The 15818-nt window shown below is 71.4% G+C and carries 15 protein-coding genes; 8 read left to right on the top strand and 7 right to left on the bottom strand.

What is annotated here, in order from left to right; translation table 11 throughout:
* The first annotated feature begins 54 nt into the window (after positions 1 to 54).
* Positions 55 to 1395 carry a hypothetical protein gene (locus ACSHXC_RS11555; protein WP_438291489.1) on the top strand — a complete coding sequence of 447 codons (1341 nt, stop codon included), beginning with the start codon at positions 55 to 57 and terminating at the stop codon, positions 1393 to 1395.
* A gap of 110 nt (positions 1396 to 1505) precedes the next feature.
* A complete protein-coding gene (locus ACSHXC_RS11550; RefSeq protein WP_438291488.1) occupies positions 1506 to 2303 on the top strand; it encodes a tetratricopeptide repeat protein in 798 nt (265 codons plus the stop codon).
* Here ACSHXC_RS11550 and ACSHXC_RS11545 read toward each other — a convergent pair.
* The 3 genes from ACSHXC_RS11545 to ACSHXC_RS11535 form a co-directional block, all read right to left on the bottom strand.
* Entirely contained in the window at positions 2285 to 2560 is a 276-nt protein-coding gene (locus tag ACSHXC_RS11545; protein WP_399488242.1) for a DUF2087 domain-containing protein, read from the bottom strand. The two genes, ACSHXC_RS11550 and ACSHXC_RS11545, sit on opposite strands and share 19 nt — an antisense overlap.
* A gap of 67 nt (positions 2561 to 2627) precedes the next feature.
* Positions 2628 to 3242: a YceI family protein gene (locus tag ACSHXC_RS11540; RefSeq protein ID WP_438291487.1), complete on the bottom strand. Its 615-nt coding sequence runs from the start codon at positions 3240 to 3242 to the stop codon at positions 2628 to 2630.
* A gap of 189 nt (positions 3243 to 3431) precedes the next feature.
* Entirely contained in the window at positions 3432 to 4763 is a 1332-nt protein-coding gene (locus tag ACSHXC_RS11535; RefSeq protein WP_438291486.1) for a tetratricopeptide repeat protein, read from the bottom strand.
* A 112-nt stretch (positions 4764 to 4875) separates the two neighbouring features.
* Here ACSHXC_RS11535 and ACSHXC_RS11530 point away from each other — a divergent pair, with 112 nt between their 5' ends.
* The gene (locus ACSHXC_RS11530) at positions 4876 to 6225 is read left to right on the top strand and encodes a M64 family metallopeptidase (protein WP_438291485.1); all 1350 of its coding nucleotides are present in this window, start codon (positions 4876 to 4878) and stop codon (positions 6223 to 6225) included.
* Between the two features lie 464 nt (positions 6226 to 6689).
* Here the strand turns inward: ACSHXC_RS11530 and ACSHXC_RS11525 are convergent, their stop codons facing one another.
* Positions 6690 to 7742 carry a substrate-binding domain-containing protein gene (locus ACSHXC_RS11525; protein ID WP_438291484.1) on the bottom strand — a complete coding sequence of 351 codons (1053 nt, stop codon included), beginning with the start codon at positions 7740 to 7742 and terminating at the stop codon, positions 6690 to 6692.
* Between the two features lie 245 nt (positions 7743 to 7987).
* Here ACSHXC_RS11525 and ACSHXC_RS11520 point away from each other — a divergent pair, with 245 nt between their 5' ends.
* From ACSHXC_RS11520 to ACSHXC_RS11500, 5 genes are all read left to right on the top strand, one after another.
* A complete protein-coding gene (locus ACSHXC_RS11520) occupies positions 7988 to 10378 on the top strand; it encodes a polysaccharide lyase 8 family protein (RefSeq protein ID WP_438291483.1) in 2391 nt (796 codons plus the stop codon).
* A gap of 218 nt (positions 10379 to 10596) precedes the next feature.
* Positions 10597 to 12180, top strand: coding sequence for an acyl-CoA carboxylase subunit beta (locus tag ACSHXC_RS11515; protein WP_438291482.1), 1584 nt, complete (start codon positions 10597 to 10599; stop codon positions 12178 to 12180).
* Positions 12181 to 12192: 12 nt separating this feature from the next.
* On the top strand, positions 12193 to 12411 hold the full coding sequence (locus ACSHXC_RS11510) for an acyl-CoA carboxylase subunit epsilon (protein ID WP_226599816.1): 219 nt from the start codon (positions 12193 to 12195) through the stop codon (positions 12409 to 12411).
* A gap of 134 nt (positions 12412 to 12545) precedes the next feature.
* On the top strand, positions 12546 to 13133 hold the full coding sequence (locus ACSHXC_RS11505) for a TetR/AcrR family transcriptional regulator (RefSeq protein ID WP_438291481.1): 588 nt from the start codon (positions 12546 to 12548) through the stop codon (positions 13131 to 13133).
* Complete coding sequence (locus tag ACSHXC_RS11500) at positions 13126 to 13956, top strand: alpha/beta fold hydrolase (protein WP_438291480.1); 831 nt, start codon at positions 13126 to 13128, stop codon at positions 13954 to 13956. The genes ACSHXC_RS11505 and ACSHXC_RS11500 overlap by 8 nt, the downstream gene beginning before the upstream one ends.
* Before the next feature lie 186 nt (positions 13957 to 14142).
* Here ACSHXC_RS11500 and ACSHXC_RS11495 read toward each other — a convergent pair whose 3' ends face one another.
* The 3 genes from ACSHXC_RS11495 to ACSHXC_RS11485 form a co-directional block, all read right to left on the bottom strand.
* Entirely contained in the window at positions 14143 to 14724 is a 582-nt protein-coding gene (locus ACSHXC_RS11495) for a GTP-binding protein (protein ID WP_100577617.1), read from the bottom strand.
* Positions 14705 to 15289 carry a DUF742 domain-containing protein gene (locus ACSHXC_RS11490; protein WP_438291478.1) on the bottom strand — a complete coding sequence of 195 codons (585 nt, stop codon included), beginning with the start codon at positions 15287 to 15289 and terminating at the stop codon, positions 14705 to 14707. Before ACSHXC_RS11490 ends, ACSHXC_RS11495 begins: the two co-directional genes overlap by 20 nt.
* Before the next feature lie 111 nt (positions 15290 to 15400).
* On the bottom strand, positions 15401 to 15814 hold the full coding sequence (locus ACSHXC_RS11485) for a roadblock/LC7 domain-containing protein (protein WP_053725133.1): 414 nt from the start codon (positions 15812 to 15814) through the stop codon (positions 15401 to 15403).
* Positions 15815 to 15818 lie beyond the last annotated feature (4 nt).

The following is a 15818-nucleotide window of genomic DNA, read 5'->3' as shown; positions in this document are numbered from 1 at the left end:
GACCGCTCCACCCCGTATGTCCGTTTCCGTGCGGCCTCGGGTAGCGTCGGGGCCATGAGGCTCAGGGTTTTGACCGCACTCTCCGCCGTAGCGCTCGCCGCACTGGCCACGGCGGGCCCCGCCATGGCCGCCACCGGCGCGTCCGACGTGGCCGACCAGCTCAAGAAGAGCCCGGTCTACGTGGATCCCGGAGCCGCGGGCCAGCTCAGTGCGGCCCAGGCGGACGCACTGGCCAAGAAGATCAAGGACGCGGACAAGCCGCTGTTCGTGGCCGTGCTGCCGAACAGCTCCGCGTTCCCCAAGGACTCGATCCTGCAGAACCTGCGCACGGACACCGGTGTCACCGGCCTGTACGCGATCCGGCTCGGCGACGCCTTCACCTCCGGCGCTGACCGGAAGGTCATGTCGAAGCAGGCCGTGCAGAACCTGAACAGCGCCGTGCGCGCCCCCGGCACCAACACCGACGCCGCCACCCAGCTCAACGCCTTCGTCGACAAGGCGCTCCCGCAGATGAAGGGCCACGCCCCCGCCTCGTGGGGCGGCGGCTCGGGCTCCGGCGGCGGGGTCGACACCGGCGCGCTCGTCGGCGTGGGTGCGGTGATCGTCGCGGGCGGCGCGGGCGCGTACGCGCTGGTCCGCCGCAGCCGCAGGAAGAAGGCCGAGGAGGAGCGGGCCGCCCTCCAGCGCCTCCAGGTCGTCGTCGACGAGGACATCACCGCGTTCGGCGAGGAACTCGACCGGCTCGACTTCCATCCCGCCGAGCCCGGCGCCGACGACGCGATGCGCGCCGACTACGAGCGCGCCCTCGACTCCTACGAGACCTCCAAGACGCTGATGGCCAAGGCCGAGCGGCCCGCCGATGTGACGGGCGTGACGCAGGCCCTGGAGGACGGCCGGTTCTCGCTCGCCACCCTCGCCGCCCGCCGCGAGCACAAGCCGCTGCCCGAGCGCCGCGCCCCCTGCTTCTTCGACCCGCGCCACGGCCCCTCCGTCGAGGACGCCGAATGGACCCCGGCCGGCGGCGCCCCGCGCCAGGTCCCGGTGTGCCAGGCGGACGCGACCCGGCTGCGCGACGGCCAGGACCCGATGGTCCGCGAGGTCGACACCGACCAGGGCCGCCGACCGTACTACGACGCGGGCCCGGCTTATGGACCCTGGGCGGGCGGCTACTTCGGCGGCGGCATGCTGCCCGGCCTCCTGATGGGCACCATGCTCGGCTCGATGCTGTCGAGCCCGGCGTACGCGGCCGACTACGGCGCCGGGTCCTACGACGCGGGCTCCGGCTTCGACGGCGGCGATGTGTCGGGCGCCGACTTCAACTCCTCCGACTTCAGCGGCGGCTGGGGCGATGGAGGCGGCGGCGACGGCGGAGGTTTCGGCGGCGGGGACTGGTAACCCGGCCTGACCTGCCGCTCAGCTGTTGACCCGCCCCGTTCCAGCGGGTGATAGTTGCGAGCCGCACATCCAGGGTTGGGGACACATTGCAAGCCGGGCACAAAGACGTCATGGCGGCCTGCGCCGACGCGGAGGCGCTGCTGCGGGCGGGCCGCACCAGCGAGGCCCGCAAGGCCGCGCGGGCCGCGCTGTACACGGACGGGCCCGACCCCTGCCTGTACGCGGTGCTCGGCCGCGCGCACGCCGCCGAGGGGGGTCCCGAGCACGCCGACCGCGCCGAAGCCGTCTTCCGCGAGGGCCTCGACACGTTCCCCGGTGACCCGGTTCTGCTCGCGGCGTACGCTGCCTCGTGCGGCCCTCAACTCGCCGCGAATCCAGGCGAGTCGGCGCCGTCGGCGAGGGTGCAGCGGCACGACGCGCGCCTCGTGCTCGCCGTCGTGGGGCACCCGGCCGGCGCCGCTCAGCAGGCGTGGGCCCAGACCCAGGCGCACCCCGCCGACGACCGGGTCGCCGTCCTCGCCGAGACCCTCACCGCGCTCGCCCGGCCCGGCCGGGCCCCGCTGCGGCTCCTGGTACGGGCGCCGCTGACGGCCGGGTCCGCGTGCTGGGTGTGGTTCGCGGGCTGTCTGCTCGCCGTGGCGGCCCTGCACCTGCCCGTGGGGGCGGCGGCGGCCGCGTTGGCCGGCCCTGTGCTGTTCCCACTCCTGTACGGGGTGCTGCGCGCGGCCCGCCGCCGGGCGCTCGGCCGCACTCGGGCCGCGCGCGCGGTGCCGTCCCCCTACGACGCGTTTCCCACGCTGCCGCAGGTCCCGCCGTACACGACCCGCGAAAAGGCGACCGCGGCCGTGGTCCTCGGCCTGGTCGCCCTCGCGCTCGTGTCGTTCGTGGCCTACTTGCCGCGCCGGTAGCTGCTGCCGTCCCGGGTGCGGCCGAGGTGGCCGCCGATCACCAGGTAGCGGCGCAGTGCCGAGAAGTCGTCGTGCACGGTGAGCAGCGCGTCGTTCACCTCGCGCTCGCTGTAGTCCCGGTCGCGCTCGAACAGCGTCTCGGAGAGGTGGACGAGCACCTGCTCGCGGCGGGCGGTCTTGCGGGGGATCGCGGTCAGGCGGCCCCCCGGGAAGAGGGCGGTGACTGCTCGGGGGCCGGTGGCCGCGTTCTCGGACATGCGGGGCAGCCTCGCCCACCAGGGCCTTCGCGGGCAACGCATTTTGCGGCGAGGGCTCCGGCGGGTGTCAGGCGGACTTGATCGCGGAGATGTCGAAGGTCAGCTTCACCTTGTCGCTGACCATGACGCCGCCGGTCTCCAGGGCCGCGTTCCAGGTCAGGCCCCAGTCGGAGCGCAGGATCTCGGCGCTGCCCTCGAAGCCGATGCGCTGGTTGCCGTAGGGGTCGGTGGCCGAGCCGTTGAACTCCAGGTCGATGGAGAGCGGCCGGGTGACGTCCTTGATCGTCAGGTCGCCGACGATCCGGTACTTGTCGCCGCCGAGCTCCTTGGCCTCGGTCGAGCGGAAGCTCATCACCGGGAACTGCTCGGCGTCGAAGAAGTCGCCGCTGCGCAGATGGCCGTCGCGGTCGGCGATGCCGGTGTCGATGCTGGCGATCTTGACGTCGATGGAGGCGGAGGAGGCGCCCGGGTTCTCGCCGTCGAGGGTCAGGGTGCCCTCGTGCTCGGTGAAGGAGCCGCGGACGTTGGTGACCATGGCGTGCCGCACGGTGAAGCCGATGCTGCTGTGCGCCGGGTCGATCGTGTACGTACCGCTCAGCGCGGCCAGCGCCGGGTCGACCTTGACGGGGGCCGCGGTGTCGAGGGTGGCGGTGCTGCTGTTCTTACGGCCGAAGAGACCCATGACCTGCTCCTTGGGGACGCGCCGCGGCCTTGCGCCGAAGCGGTTTAACTTTCAACGAGATTCACTGTAGGACTATTCCGTTCGGTTTTCAACTACTTCACTCGTTCGGGGGAGCGGCGCCTCGGCGGGGCCGGCCGTGGAGGGCCGGAGGCCTCGGACGAGGGGTGGCAGTGGCGAGCCGGGGCGGCTCTAGACGCGGGGCGGCAGTGGGGCCGGGCCCAGGGTGGTCGTGCCCGGGGTGGCGCGGTGGCCGAGGCCGGTGCGGTAGGCGTCCAGGGCCGCTTCGACGCGGCCGGTGCGGCGCAGCAGGTCGCCGAGGAGCCGGCACAGGTCGGCCATGTCGCCGCTCGCGCCACTGCGCTCAAGGAGCCCGAGCGCGGTGACGTAGTGCTCCTGTGCCGACTCCGTCTCGCCCCGCTCCTCGCAGATCAGGCCGAGCAGCCGGTGCGCGCCGCCCGCGTGCACCGCGCCGTGCTGGTCGCCGAGCTCGGTGAGCGGGGTGAGGAGCTCCATCGCCTCCGCGTGCTGCCCGAGGCGCCGCAGCACGTCCGCCAGCTCCACCTCGACCTGCGCGGTGAACAGCGCGGCCCGCTTGGCCGCGAGCATGTCCCGCGCGGTACGCAACTCCCGCTCCGCGGAAGCGAGTTCGCCCTCCTGGGCGTACACGTAGCCGCGCATCCAGTGGCAGTGCGCCAGATCCGTACGCAGCCGCAGCTGGCGGTAGATCGACTGGGCCTTGGCGAGCGAGGCGTCCGCGTCGGCCAGGCGTCCCTCCGCGAGGAACGTCCGCGCGACCTGTCGGTGCATGCCGGCGACCAGAGCCGGGTCCGAGACCTGCGGCGCGAGCGCGAGCGCCAGCTCGGCGGCGCGCGCCGCGCGGGCCTGGGCGCCCATGTCCAGATACGGGCCGATGACCGCCGCGTACAGGAGGACCAGCGCCTCGGGGTCGGCGAGCCCGCTGGTGCCGAGCTCGTCGATGGTCGACTCCAGGAGGTAGCAGGCGTAGCGCAGCTCGCCCGCCAGGATGTGGGCGACCGCCCGGCCCCGCACCGCCCGCGCCCGGCGCGGCAGCGGCTCGGCGGCCAGGATCTGCTCGCACGCCTCGAAGTGGCGTACGGCGTCCTCTAGTTCACCGGTTTCGAGGGCGCAGTCGCCGAGCCCGAGCAGCGCCTCGGCGCGCTCCTCGTCGAGGCCGTGCAGCTCGGCCTCGGTGAGCAGCCGGCGGTAGCGGACGGCAGCCTCGTCGGCCTCGCCGGTCGCCAGTGCCCGCTGGGCGTCGGTGAGGCCGAGCCGCAGCTCGGTGACGAGCCGGGCCGGGCGACCCGTGGCGAGTTCCTCGTACGTCGTGCCGAGCCGGCCGGCGAGATGGCGCAGGGCCGCCTCGGAGGGACGGACCTTTCCGGACTCCAGGGTCGAGACATAAGCGGGCGTATAGGCGGGTTCCGCCAACTGCCGCTGAGTCAGGCCCAGTTGAGTGCGCAGTCGCTGAACTCGGCGGCCGATCACGGCAGGTTCATCCATGGCGTCCCCTTGGCCCCAGGGCATTGCGCACGCCCCGTGCGCCCCCTAATTTAAGCAGGCCGTTCAACGCATTTACCCGACTGCTTAACTTCCGTTACAGAGGGAGGACTTCATGCGCCCACCCCTGCGCAGAGGCATCGTGACGGCCGCGCTCGCCGCCACCGCCGTCATGGCCGCGCTCGCCGCCGGACCCGGCACCGCGGCCGCCGCCGACCCACCGCCGCCGCACCCGAAGGTCCAGGTCGAGATACCCGGCCCGGAGGCCGCAACGGGGCAGACCCTCGCGGGCTCCGGCCACACCCTCGTACCGGTCAACGGGCAGGGCAGACCCGCGCCGCACCTCTCGTCGCCCGCGGCCGCCGCCGACGGCGAGGTCCGCAAGGTGATCGACAACGGCTCGACCGCGGACCGGCTCGACATCGTCATGGTGGGCGACGGCTACACGGCCGACCAACTGGACCAGTTCCACGCCGACGCCAAGGAGAAGTGGGGCGAGATCACCGGCGTCGAGCCGTACACGACGTACCAGAACCTCTTCAACGTCTGGACGGTGGACGCGGTCTCCGCCCAGAGCGGCGTCTCCGGCGACCCGGCGCAGGGGGACGTGAAGGACACGGCGCTCGGCTCCTACTTCTGGTGCGACGGCATCGAGCGGCTGCTCTGCATCGACCAGAACAAGGTCGACTCGTACGTGGCGAAGGCGCCCCAGGCCGACCTCGTCATCGTCCTCGCCAACAGCGCCAAGTACGGCGGGGCCGGCTACAACGAGCCGTCCAAGACGCTCGGTTACGAGGGCATATCCACCGCGTCCGCCGGGAACGCCAAATCCGGCCAGGTCGCCATCCACGAGACCGGGCACTCGCTCGGCAAGCTGGCCGACGAGTACTTCTACCCGGACACTCCGGGCTACGAGCACTACTCGGGCCCCGAGGCCGACCAGTCCAACATCTCGATCCTGACGGCCGATCAGATGGCCGCTGACCGCACCAAGTGGTACCGCTGGCTCGGCGAGACATCGCCGGACGGGGGCACGGTCGGCGCGTACGAGGGCGGCGGCTACTACGTCACCGGCCTGAACCGACCCACCGACGGCTCGATCATGCGCATCCTGGGCAAGCCGTTCAACCTGCCGGGGGTGGAGGCGATGATCGCGGGCTTCTACCGCCATGCGTCGATCGCGACGCCGGTGACGTCGACGGCGCGCACGTTGCGGCCGTCCGACACGGCCCGGGTGGTCGTGCCGCGCCTCGCGGGCGCCCGGCAGCTGACGGTCCGCTGGTACCTGGACGGGCGGGAGCTGCGGCGGTACGAGGGCCGTACGGCTGTGCCGGTGCGGGGGCTCGACCTCGGGCGGGGCGCGCACGACCTGACGGTACGGGTGCTTGACCGGACCCCCTCGGTCCGTGACCCCGGGATCGCGGCGGGGCTGCGGGGCGCGGCGACGTGGGGGGTCCGCGGCTGAGCCCCCGGGGCGGGCTTGCCCGTGACGCGGGGTGGGGCATCCCGGCGCCGCTGGGGCTCCGCCCCAGACCTCGGGAGGCCCCACCCCACCCCTTCCCGAGACCCTCCGGGGGAGTTCGTTCGGCTGCGGGTCGGTACTCCTGGGGCTCCGCCCCAGACCCCGTTCGCGCCTTAAGGGCGCTCGTCCTCAATCTCCCCCAAGGCCTTAAGGGCCAGGGGGGACCCCCATGACGGGCTGGGATGCCTGCTGGGGCGGCGCACCAAGGGCGACCCTGCCAGGGGCGCGGGGCTGTGACATTGTGCGGCTCCGCTGCGTGGGCGTGAGCACGGGGGTACCGGTTGCCCTACAGGGGCGCGGGGAACTGCGCGACCAGCCACACACGGCCCGCAGTCGATCGACAACCCCTCCAGCCCCTGCGGCGTTTGAGCAGCCGGGGTTCGGGGGCGGGGCCCCCGAGGGGCCGGTCAGCCGCTCGATGACCGTACCTTCAGCTCCGGCAGGATCGACAGGTGGTGCCTGGCCCGCGCAGGGTCACCGACGCGGAGGGCCAGAAGATCCACCGCCGCCACTCCCACCGCCCGCTTGGGCGGAGCCACCGCCGTCAGCGGGATGTCGGCCAGCGCGGCGACCTCGTCGTCGTACGCCACGATCGCGAGGTCGCCCGGCACGGACAGGCCGCGGGCCCGCAGCCGGGGGAGCAGCACGATCGCGTCGTGGTCGTTGTGGACCAGGACCGCGTCGAGGAGTCCGTCCTCAACTGCCCTTACGAAACCGTCGAGTTGGGAGTCGCGGCGCAATGGGTCGGTCTCGGGGGCCGTGATCGTGAAACGCAGCGAATCCGGCGCCGGGAGGCCCTGCGACGCGAGCCCGGCCTCGTAGCCCTCCTCCACCAGCGTGCTGTGCGGGCTGTCCGCGCGCAGGAGCAGCCCGATCCGCTCGCGGCCGGACCGGGCGAGATGGCGTACGGCGAGCCGGGCCCCGTACGCGTGGTCGGTCACCACCCGTTCCGCGCCCGGCACGTCGTCCCCGGAGCGCCGCTCGACCAGGGCGAACGGCACGCCGAGCGCGGCCAGCCAGTCCTGGTCGCCGACCGGGCCGCACGGGGCGATGAGCAGCCCGTCGATCCCGTGCCCGATCAACTGCCGTACCTGCGCCCGCTCTTCGTCGGGCCGGTACTGCGAGATGCCCAGCACGAGGCGGATGCCCCGCGCCGCGGCCGCCTCCCTGGCCCCCTTGATGACCTCGGGGTAGTAGTAGTCGGCCGCGGGCACGACGAGGCCGAAGACCGGAGCGGGGCCGGGCGCGGCGGGTGGCGGAGACGAGGGGGCCGACGCCGCCTCGGGAAGCAGCGCCCCGCCGTGCACCCGGGCCACCAGACCGCGCTCGGCGAGCGCCTCCACGTCCCGCCGCACGGTGACCGCGGAGACCTTCAACTCCTCGGCGAAGTCCGTCACTCGGAGCGAGCCGCGCTCGCGCAGCCGCCGCAGTATCGCCCGGTGCCTGTCCTCGGCGTGCACGTGGTTCCGCCCCTCCCCGCCGGCTCCCACCGGCCGTCGTCAACCGCTGACCAGGAGCGTAACCCCCGTTAGATCGTTCGTGCACGATTCTGTGCGAACGATCAATTTCCTTGATGAATGTGCGAAGTATTGCGCGTTCTTTCGATGTCATGAGAGAAACCGCTCAATCGCGCCTCGCTCGTCCCGGGTCCCGCGCCCACCCCGTGCTCCTCCTCGTTCGCCCACGCTCCGGAGGTCCCGCCACCATGCCATCCGCCCAGGGCAGTTCACGCCGCACCTTCCTCGCCGCTTCCGGCACCGGCGCCGCCGCCGTCGCGCTCGGCCTGACGCTGCCCGCCCAGCAGGCCGCGGCAGCCCAACTCGCCTCGTCCGCCGACGAGTTCGACACCCTGCGCCTGAGGTGGCGCGAGCTCGCGCTCGGCTCCGGATTCGACGCGAGCGCCGAGCCGTACGCCACCAAACTCGCCGTGCTGGGCACCTCGGCCCGTACCGCACTCGCCACCATGGCCCCCGCGCCCGGCTCGCTCTGGCCCGACCAGCCGCTGACCGACCCCGCCACCGGCTCCGCCAACATGAGCACCAGCTACGGCCGCCTCAACACCATGGCGCAGGCCTGGGCCCAGCCCGGCACCGGATCCACCGGCGACGCCACGCTGATCGCCGCCGTCGGCAAGGGCCTCGACCACCTCTACACCCAGATCTACAACGAGAACACCAAGCCGTTCGGCAACTGGTGGGACTGGCAGATCGGCAGCTCCCGGCTGCTCATGGACACCGCCGTCATCGCGTACGACACCCTCACGGCAGACCGGCTCGGCCACTACACCGCCGCCATCGACCACTTCGTGCCGGACAGCGCGGTCGCTGTCTACAGCGGCACCTCCACCGGCGCCAACCGCACCGACCTGTGCCGGGTGCTCGCCACCCGCGGGGTGCTCGGCAGGAACGCCGCGAAAATCGCGCTCGCCCGCGACGCCCTCTCGCCCGTCTTCCCGTACGTCACCACGGGAGACGGTCTGTACGCCGACGGATCGTTCATCCAGCACACCTGGATCGCCTACACCGGCTCGTACGGCGAGGTCCAGATCGACGGCCTGTCCCGGCTCTTCGCGCTGCTCGCCGGCTCCACCTGGGCGGTCACCGACCCGAACCGGCAGATCATCCTCGACTCCGTAGAGCGCAGCTACGCACCCCTCATCCACGACGGCCTGATGATGGACTGCGTCAACGGCCGCGCCATCTCCCGCCAGACCACCGACGACCAGCTCATGGGGCGCACGATCATGGCCCACATCGCCATGCTGGCCCTCGGCGCGTCACCCGCCGAACGCGACCGCTGGCGCGCGCTGATCAAGGGCTGGACCGACCGTGCCCAGACCACCCCCGTCCTCGCAGACCAGCGGCTCTCGGTCGCCAACCTCGCCCTGCTGGGGGCCGCCGTCGACGCCGCACCCACCGCGGCGCCCGCCCCGGCCGGCCCGCACCTGTTCCCCGCCATGGACCGGGCCGTCCACCGCGGCCCCCGCTTCGCCGCCTCGCTGAGCATGTCCTCCAACCGGATCGCGTACTACGAGAACGGCAACGGCGAGAACCTGCGCGGCTGGCACACCGGCTCCGGCATGCTCGCCTGGTGGGGCGACGGCTTCGCGGGCGACCAGTACAGCGACGGCTTCTGGCCCACCGCCGACCCGTACCGCATGCCCGGCACCACCGTCTCGCGCAAGCCGCTCGCCGACGGCGAGGGCGGCGCGTGGGGCGCGGCAAGACCCGCCGTGACCTGGGTCGGCGGCGCGAGCGACGGTACGTACGCGGCCGTCGGCCAGCATCTCAAGGGGCTCTCCTCCACCCTCACCGCCCGCAAGTCGTGGTTTTTCGTGGGCGACGAGATCGTGTGCCTCGGCGCCGGAATCACCGCTGCCGACGGCGTGCCCGTCGAGTCGGTCGTCGATCACCGCAACCTCGGGGCCACCGGCACCAACGCCCTCACCGTCGACGGCCGCCGCCTGCCCAGCGCCCTCGGCCGGCGCGACACCTTCCCCCGGGCCCGCTGGGCGCACCTCGCCGGCCACGGCGGCTACGTCTTCCCCGGGGGAGCCGCCGTACAGACCCTGCGCGAGGAGCGCACCGGCACCTGGAAGGCCATCAACACCGGCGGCACCGCCGACCCGGTCACCCGCCGCTACCTCACCCTCTGGTTCGACCACGGCACCGACCCCGCCGACGCCACATACGCCTACGTTCTGCTGCCCGGGGCCCGTCAACTGGAGACGGCGGTCCGAGCCGCCGACCGTGACAAGGTGCGCGTCCTCGCCAACTCCCCATCCACACAAGCCATTTCGTCCCGTCGGCTCGGCCTGCTCGCCGCGAACTTCTGGACGGCGGGCGCGGCCGGCGGCCTGACCGTGGACGGCCCGGCGAGCGTCCTGATCCGCACCGCCAGCCGCACGGCGACGCTGTCGCTCGCCGCGCCCGAGCGCACCGGAGCCCCGGTCGAGCTGATCTGGGACCGGCCGGTACGCTCGGTGACCTCGCGGGACCCGAGGGTGGAGGTGCTCGCCACCGGCCGGTCGCTGCGGCTCCGCATCACCCCGGACACCGCCTGCGGCACGGTCCGTACGGACGTCGTTCTTGGCTGACACGGCGCTGACACCGCTGACACGGGACTGACGGCGCGCTGACACGACGCAATGCCCGTATCAGGGGTCGTTGTCGGGACCCTCCAGAGGACAGGGCCCCTGAGCTGTTGAGTCGGGCGTTTGGTGCAGGTCTACTGTCAGCCTCCACTAGGAAAGCGGTCCGGAGACTGTGCGGAGTCGACGGAGGAAATCCTTGGTCGCTTTCGTAGGGTCGATACATGACCGTTGTGGACGAGACCCCGGGCGAGCCGAGCGACACGCGTGGACGCGTGGCGGAACTTCATGCCCTGCGTGAGGAAGCCCGTCGTGGGCCGAGTGAGCGTGCGACCGAAGCGCAGCACGCGAAGGGCAAGCTGACCGCGCGTGAGCGTATCGATCTGCTGCTTGACCCGGACTCGTTTCACGAGGTGGAGCAGTTGCGTCGGCATCGTGCGGTGGGTTTCGGTCTGGAGGCGAAGAAGCCGTACACCGATGGTGTGATCACGGGTTGGGGCACGGTGGAGGGCCGGACGGTCTTCGTCTATGCCCATGACTTCCGCATCTTCGGCGGCGCCCTTGGCGAAGCCCACGCGACGAAGATCCACAAGATCATGGACATGGCGATCGCGGCGGGTGCTCCGCTGGTGTCGCTGAACGACGGTGCGGGCGCCCGGATCCAGGAGGGTGTCTCGGCGCTGGCGGGGTATGGCGGGATCTTCCAGCGGAACACGCGGGCGTCGGGGGTGATCCCGCAGATCAGTGTGATGCTGGGCCCGTGCGCCGGCGGTGCCGCCTACAGCCCCGCGCTCACGGACTTTGTGTTCATGGTGCGGGAGACGTCGCAGATGTTCATCACGGGCCCGGACGTGGTGCGGGCGGTGACGGGTGAGGAGATCACCCAGAACGGCCTCGGCGGCGCCGACGTCCACGCCGAAACCTCCGGCGTCGCGCATTTCGCGTACGACGACGAGGAGACGTGCCTGGCCGAGGTGCGGTATCTGATCTCGATGCTGCCGTCGAACAACCGGGAGAACCCGCCGGTCCACCCGAGCGACGATCCGGCCGACCGCCGCTCCGAGGCCCTCCTGGATCTGGTTCCGGCGGACGGGAACCGGCCGTATGACATGCACAAGGTGATCGAGGAGCTTGTCGACGACGGGGACTTCCTGGAGATCCACGAGCGGTGGGCCCGGAACATCATCTGTGCGCTGGCCCGTCTGGACGGCCAGGTCGTGGGCATCGTGGCGAACCAGCCGCAGTCGCTGGCCGGGGTGCTGGACATCGAGGCGTCCGAGAAGGCCGCCCGTTTCGTCCAGATGTGCGACGCGTTCAACATCCCGATCGTGACGCTGCTTGACGTCCCCGGGTTCCTTCCCGGTGTCTCGCAGGAGCACGGCGGGATCATCCGGCACGGCGCGAAGCTCCTGTACGCGTACTGCAACGCGACGGTGCCGCGGATCTCGTTGATCCTGCGCAAGGCGTACGGCGGGGCGTACATCGTGATGGATTCGCAGTCGATCGGTGCGGATCTGACGTATGCGTGGCCGACGAATGAGATCGCGGTGATGGGTGCGGAGGGTGCGGCGAATGTGATCTTCCGTCGTCAGATCGCGGATGCCGATGATTCGGAGGCGATGCGGGCGCGGATGGTCAAGGAGTACAAGGCCGAGCTGATGCATCCGTATTACGCGGCCGAGCGGGGGCTGGTCGATGACGTCATCGACCCGACCGAGACCCGGGCCGTTCTGATCGCCTCGCTGGCGATGCTCAAGACCAAGCACGCCGACCTGCCGTCCCGCAAACACGGCAACCCCCCTCAGTAAGAGGAGATGAACTTGAACACCTCGAAGTCCAACTCGTCCGAGTCCGAGTCCCTGCTCCGCGTGGAGAAGGGCGACGCCGCTCCCGAGGAGCTCGCCGCCATCACCGCGGTGCTCCTGGCCCGGGCTGCCGCCCAGCCCGCCGTCGCCCCCAAGCGCGGCCGCTCCACCGCGGGCTGGCGCCGCCTGGAGCGCACCCCCGGCTTCCGCGCCCCGCACTCCTGGCAGGGCTGACCCCGCCCAGGACCCCCTCGTAAAAAGCCCCCGCCTTCGCCGACGGGGGCTTTTTCGCTGTTCGGACACGTATGGGCTATGTATATTAGGCCAGAACCTAGAGGTACTAGGTTCTGGGATCTGGAGGTGTACGGATGGCCCGAGCGGGGCTGACGGCCGAGCGGCTCACCGTGGCGGCCGCCGAGCTGGCCGACGAGGCCGGGTTCGACGGCATCACGGTGTCCGCGCTCGCGCGGCGCTTCGGCGTCAAGGACGCGAGCCTGTACTCGCACGTCAAGAACCTCCGCGAGCTGCGCCAGCGGGTCGCACTGTACGCGGCGGGCGAGTTCATCGACTCCATCGCGGCGGCCGTCGCGGGCCGGGCCGGCAAGGACGCCCTGGTCGCCTTCGCCGACGCCTACCGCGCCTACGCGCTGGCCCACCCCGGCCGGTATGCCGCCACCCAGCACCGCGTCGACCCGGAGCTGCTCGCCGGGTCGACCGTCATGGCGCGCACGGCGGACACGACGTACGGGATGCTCCGCGCCTACGGCCTCACCGAGCCCGACCTCACCGATGCCGTACGCCTCCTGCGCAGCACCTTCCACGGCTACATCACGCTCGAAGCGGAGGGCGGATTCGGCCACCCCCGCGATGTGCAGAAGTCTTGGGAGCGGGGGGTCGAGGCGCTGCACGTCCTGCTGGAGCACTGGCCCGCGAACGGGGAGAAACGCGATGACTGAACCGGCCATCGGCACGTTGAAGGTACCGGGCGCAACCCTGCGCTACGAGGTGCGCGGCGCTGGGCCCGTACTGCTGCTCATCGCGGGCGGTGGCGGGGACGCCGGGATCTTCGAACCGGTCGCCGACGCGCTCGCCGACCGCTTCACCGTGGTGACCTACGATCCGCGCGGCCACTCCCGCAGCCCGCTCAACGGGCCGGACGCGGACCAGCGCGTCGAGGTGCAGGCCGACGACGCGTACCGGCTGCTTGCCCGGGTGGCGCCGGACGGGGCGCCCGCGTACGTCTTCGGCACGAGCTCGGGGGCGATCGTCGCGGTGGAGCTGCTCATCCGGCACCCTGAGCGGGTTGTGCGGGTGGTCGCGCACGAGCCCGTGCTGGTCTCGCTCCTGCCCGACGCCGCTGAGCAGCACGCGTTCTTCGACTCGGTCGTCACGGCCTTCCACCGCTCGGGGGTGGCTGCGGCCATGGCCGAAATGAGTGCGGGGTGCGGTGAGGAGAGGGGGGAGGCGCCGGACCTCTCCGGGCTCTCGCCGGGGGTGCGCTCCGCGCTTCAGCGGGCTCAGGGGAACTCGGGGTTCTTTCTGGGGCGGATCCTGGGGCCGTTCAGCGGGCATGTGCCCGATCTGACCCAACTCGACCTGCGTGCCGATCAGTTGGTGCCCGCTGCGGGCTGGGCTTCATGCGGGCTGCGGCTGTATCGGCCCGCCGCGTGGCTCGCGGGGCGGTATGGGGTTGAGCTTGCGGAGTTCCCTGGCGGGCATGTGGGGGTTGTTACTCACCCTGGTCAATTTGCCCTGAAACTGGGCGAGTTGATGAGCTGAGCCGGGAGCGCTTCCGCAGGTGTGCGGTCATGTGCGGGTCGTCGGTGGCTGGTCGCGCCCACGCGGCGGAGCCGCACATGTCACAGCCCCGCGCCCCTGGCAGGGCCGCTGGTTCACCGAGTCGCAACGCGAAGGCCCCGCACTCCGTGACTCGGAATGCGGGGCCTTCGCAGTGCGTATGTCTCACTACCGCAGTCGTGCCATGAGGGCGTGTTCGACGAGGGTGATGAGGGCGCTTTTGGCGTCTGCTCGGTGGCGGGCGTCGGTGACGATGATGGGGGTGTCGGGGCCGATCTGGAGGGCTTCGCGTACTTCGTCGGGGGTGTAGGGCTGGTGTCCGTCGAAGCCGTTGAGGGCGATGACGAAGGGGAGGCCCGAGTTTTCGAAGTAGTCGACTGCGGGGAAGCAGTCGGCGAGGCGGCGGGTGTCGACGAGGACGACGGCGCCGATGGCGCCGCGGACGAGGTCGTCCCACATGAACCAGAAGCGGTCCTGTCCGGGGGTGCCGAAGAGGTACAGGATCAGGTCCTGGTCCAGGGTGATGCGGCCGAAGTCCATGGCGACGGTGGTGGTGGTTTTGTCGCCGGTGTGGGTCAGGTCGTCGATGCCCGCGCTGGCGGACGTCATCACGGCTTCGGTGCGCAGTGGGTTGATCTCCGAGACCGCGCCGACGAACGTGGTCTTGCCCACGCCGAAACCGCCCGCCACCACGATCTTCGCCGACGTGGTGGAACGGGCGGCACCGCCGCTAGAGCTTGCGAAGTCCACTGAGCACCCTTTCGAGCAGTGTCACGTCTGGCTGTCCGCCGGCGGACTCGTCGCCGCCGGGCTGGTGGATGGCGACAAGTCCGGCCTCGGCCAGGTCGGCTACGAGGATCCGGGCAACGCCGAGGGGGATGGTGAGGAGTGCCGAGATCTCGGCGACCGACTTGATCTCGCGGCACAGGTGGCAGATCCGCTGGTGCTCGGGCAACTGCCCTTGCAGCCTTGCCGGTTCCGCCGTGGTGTGCACCAGCGCCTCGATGGCGAGCTGGTAGCGCGGCCGGGTGCGGCCGCCGGTCATGGCGTACGGGCGCACAAGGGGATTGTGCGCGCCGCCCGCAGGTGCTGGCTGGGGGGTCTGCCTCGGCTGCACCGGTTCGATCCGGGGCTGCGGCGGCTGGTCGTACGGGCTCGGCTGACGGTTCGGCTGCTGGTAGGGCCCCTGGTACTGGCCGCCCTGTCCCTGACCTTGTCTGCTGGGCGTGGAGGGGAAGTTGAAGCGGTTCTGGCCGTGCTCACCCGGAGACTGCTGTCCACCGCTGTAGGGGTGCCCGCCTGGGGGTGTTGTCACGTTTCCTCCTCCGACTACCGGTGCCCGTCCCATTGGGGCCGCGCCACCGCACCTTATGGGGCGGTGGCGAGAAACGCACGGCCTGTCTGCTGATTGAGAACTGATCGGTAACTAGTTAAGAAGGCTTCCCTGAAGTTCCGCGCGCAGGTCGGGAGTCAGCACGCTCCCGGCACGGTCCACGAGCAGGGCCATCTCGTAACCCACCAGACCGATGTCGGCCTCCGGGTGTGCGAGGACGGCGAGGGAGGAACCGTCGGAGACCGACATGATGAAGAGGAAGCCGCGCTCCATCTCCACCACCGTCTGGTTGACGGCACCGCCTTCGAAGATCCGGGAGGCGCCCGCGGTGAGGGACGTCAGACCGGAGGCCACGGCCGCCAGCTGATCGGCCCGGTCCCGGGGGAAGCCTTCGGACATCGCCAGCAGGAGTCCGTCGGCGGAGACCACCACCGTGTGGGACACCCCGGGGGTGTTGTCCACGAAGTTGGTGATCAACCAGTTCAGATTCTGCGCCGCCTGGCTCATCGGG

The organism is Streptomyces sp. HUAS TT7 (genome assembly GCF_051550175.1).
Taxonomy (GTDB): Bacteria; Actinomycetota; Actinomycetes; order Streptomycetales; family Streptomycetaceae; genus Streptomyces.
Note: the sequence above shows the minus strand (reverse complement) of the source record. Positions and strands in the feature narration are given on the sequence as shown.

Excerpts from the sequence above, each read along its gene's own strand:
- ACSHXC_RS11555 (WP_438291489.1), top strand. The coding sequence starts at position 55 with ATGAGGCTCAGGGTTTTGACCGCACTCTCCGCCGTAGCGCTCGCCGCA.
- ACSHXC_RS11500 (WP_438291480.1), top strand. The coding sequence starts at position 13,126 with ATGACTGAACCGGCCATCGGCACGTTGAAGGTACCGGGCGCAACCCTG.
- ACSHXC_RS11540 (WP_438291487.1), bottom strand. The coding sequence starts at position 3,242 with ATGGGTCTCTTCGGCCGTAAGAACAGCAGCACCGCCACCCTCGACACC.
- ACSHXC_RS11545 (WP_399488242.1), bottom strand. The coding sequence starts at position 2,560 with ATGTCCGAGAACGCGGCCACCGGCCCCCGAGCAGTCACCGCCCTCTTC.
- ACSHXC_RS11550 (WP_438291488.1), top strand. The coding sequence starts at position 1,506 with ATGGCGGCCTGCGCCGACGCGGAGGCGCTGCTGCGGGCGGGCCGCACC.
- ACSHXC_RS11530 (WP_438291485.1), top strand. The coding sequence starts at position 4,876 with ATGCGCCCACCCCTGCGCAGAGGCATCGTGACGGCCGCGCTCGCCGCC.
- ACSHXC_RS11520 (WP_438291483.1), top strand. The coding sequence starts at position 7,988 with ATGCCATCCGCCCAGGGCAGTTCACGCCGCACCTTCCTCGCCGCTTCC.
- ACSHXC_RS11505 (WP_438291481.1), top strand. The coding sequence starts at position 12,546 with ATGGCCCGAGCGGGGCTGACGGCCGAGCGGCTCACCGTGGCGGCCGCC.
- ACSHXC_RS11535 (WP_438291486.1), bottom strand. The coding sequence starts at position 4,763 with ATGGATGAACCTGCCGTGATCGGCCGCCGAGTTCAGCGACTGCGCACT.
- ACSHXC_RS11485 (WP_053725133.1), bottom strand. The coding sequence starts at position 15,814 with ATGAGCCAGGCGGCGCAGAATCTGAACTGGTTGATCACCAACTTCGTG.
- ACSHXC_RS11515 (WP_438291482.1), top strand. The coding sequence starts at position 10,597 with ATGACCGTTGTGGACGAGACCCCGGGCGAGCCGAGCGACACGCGTGGA.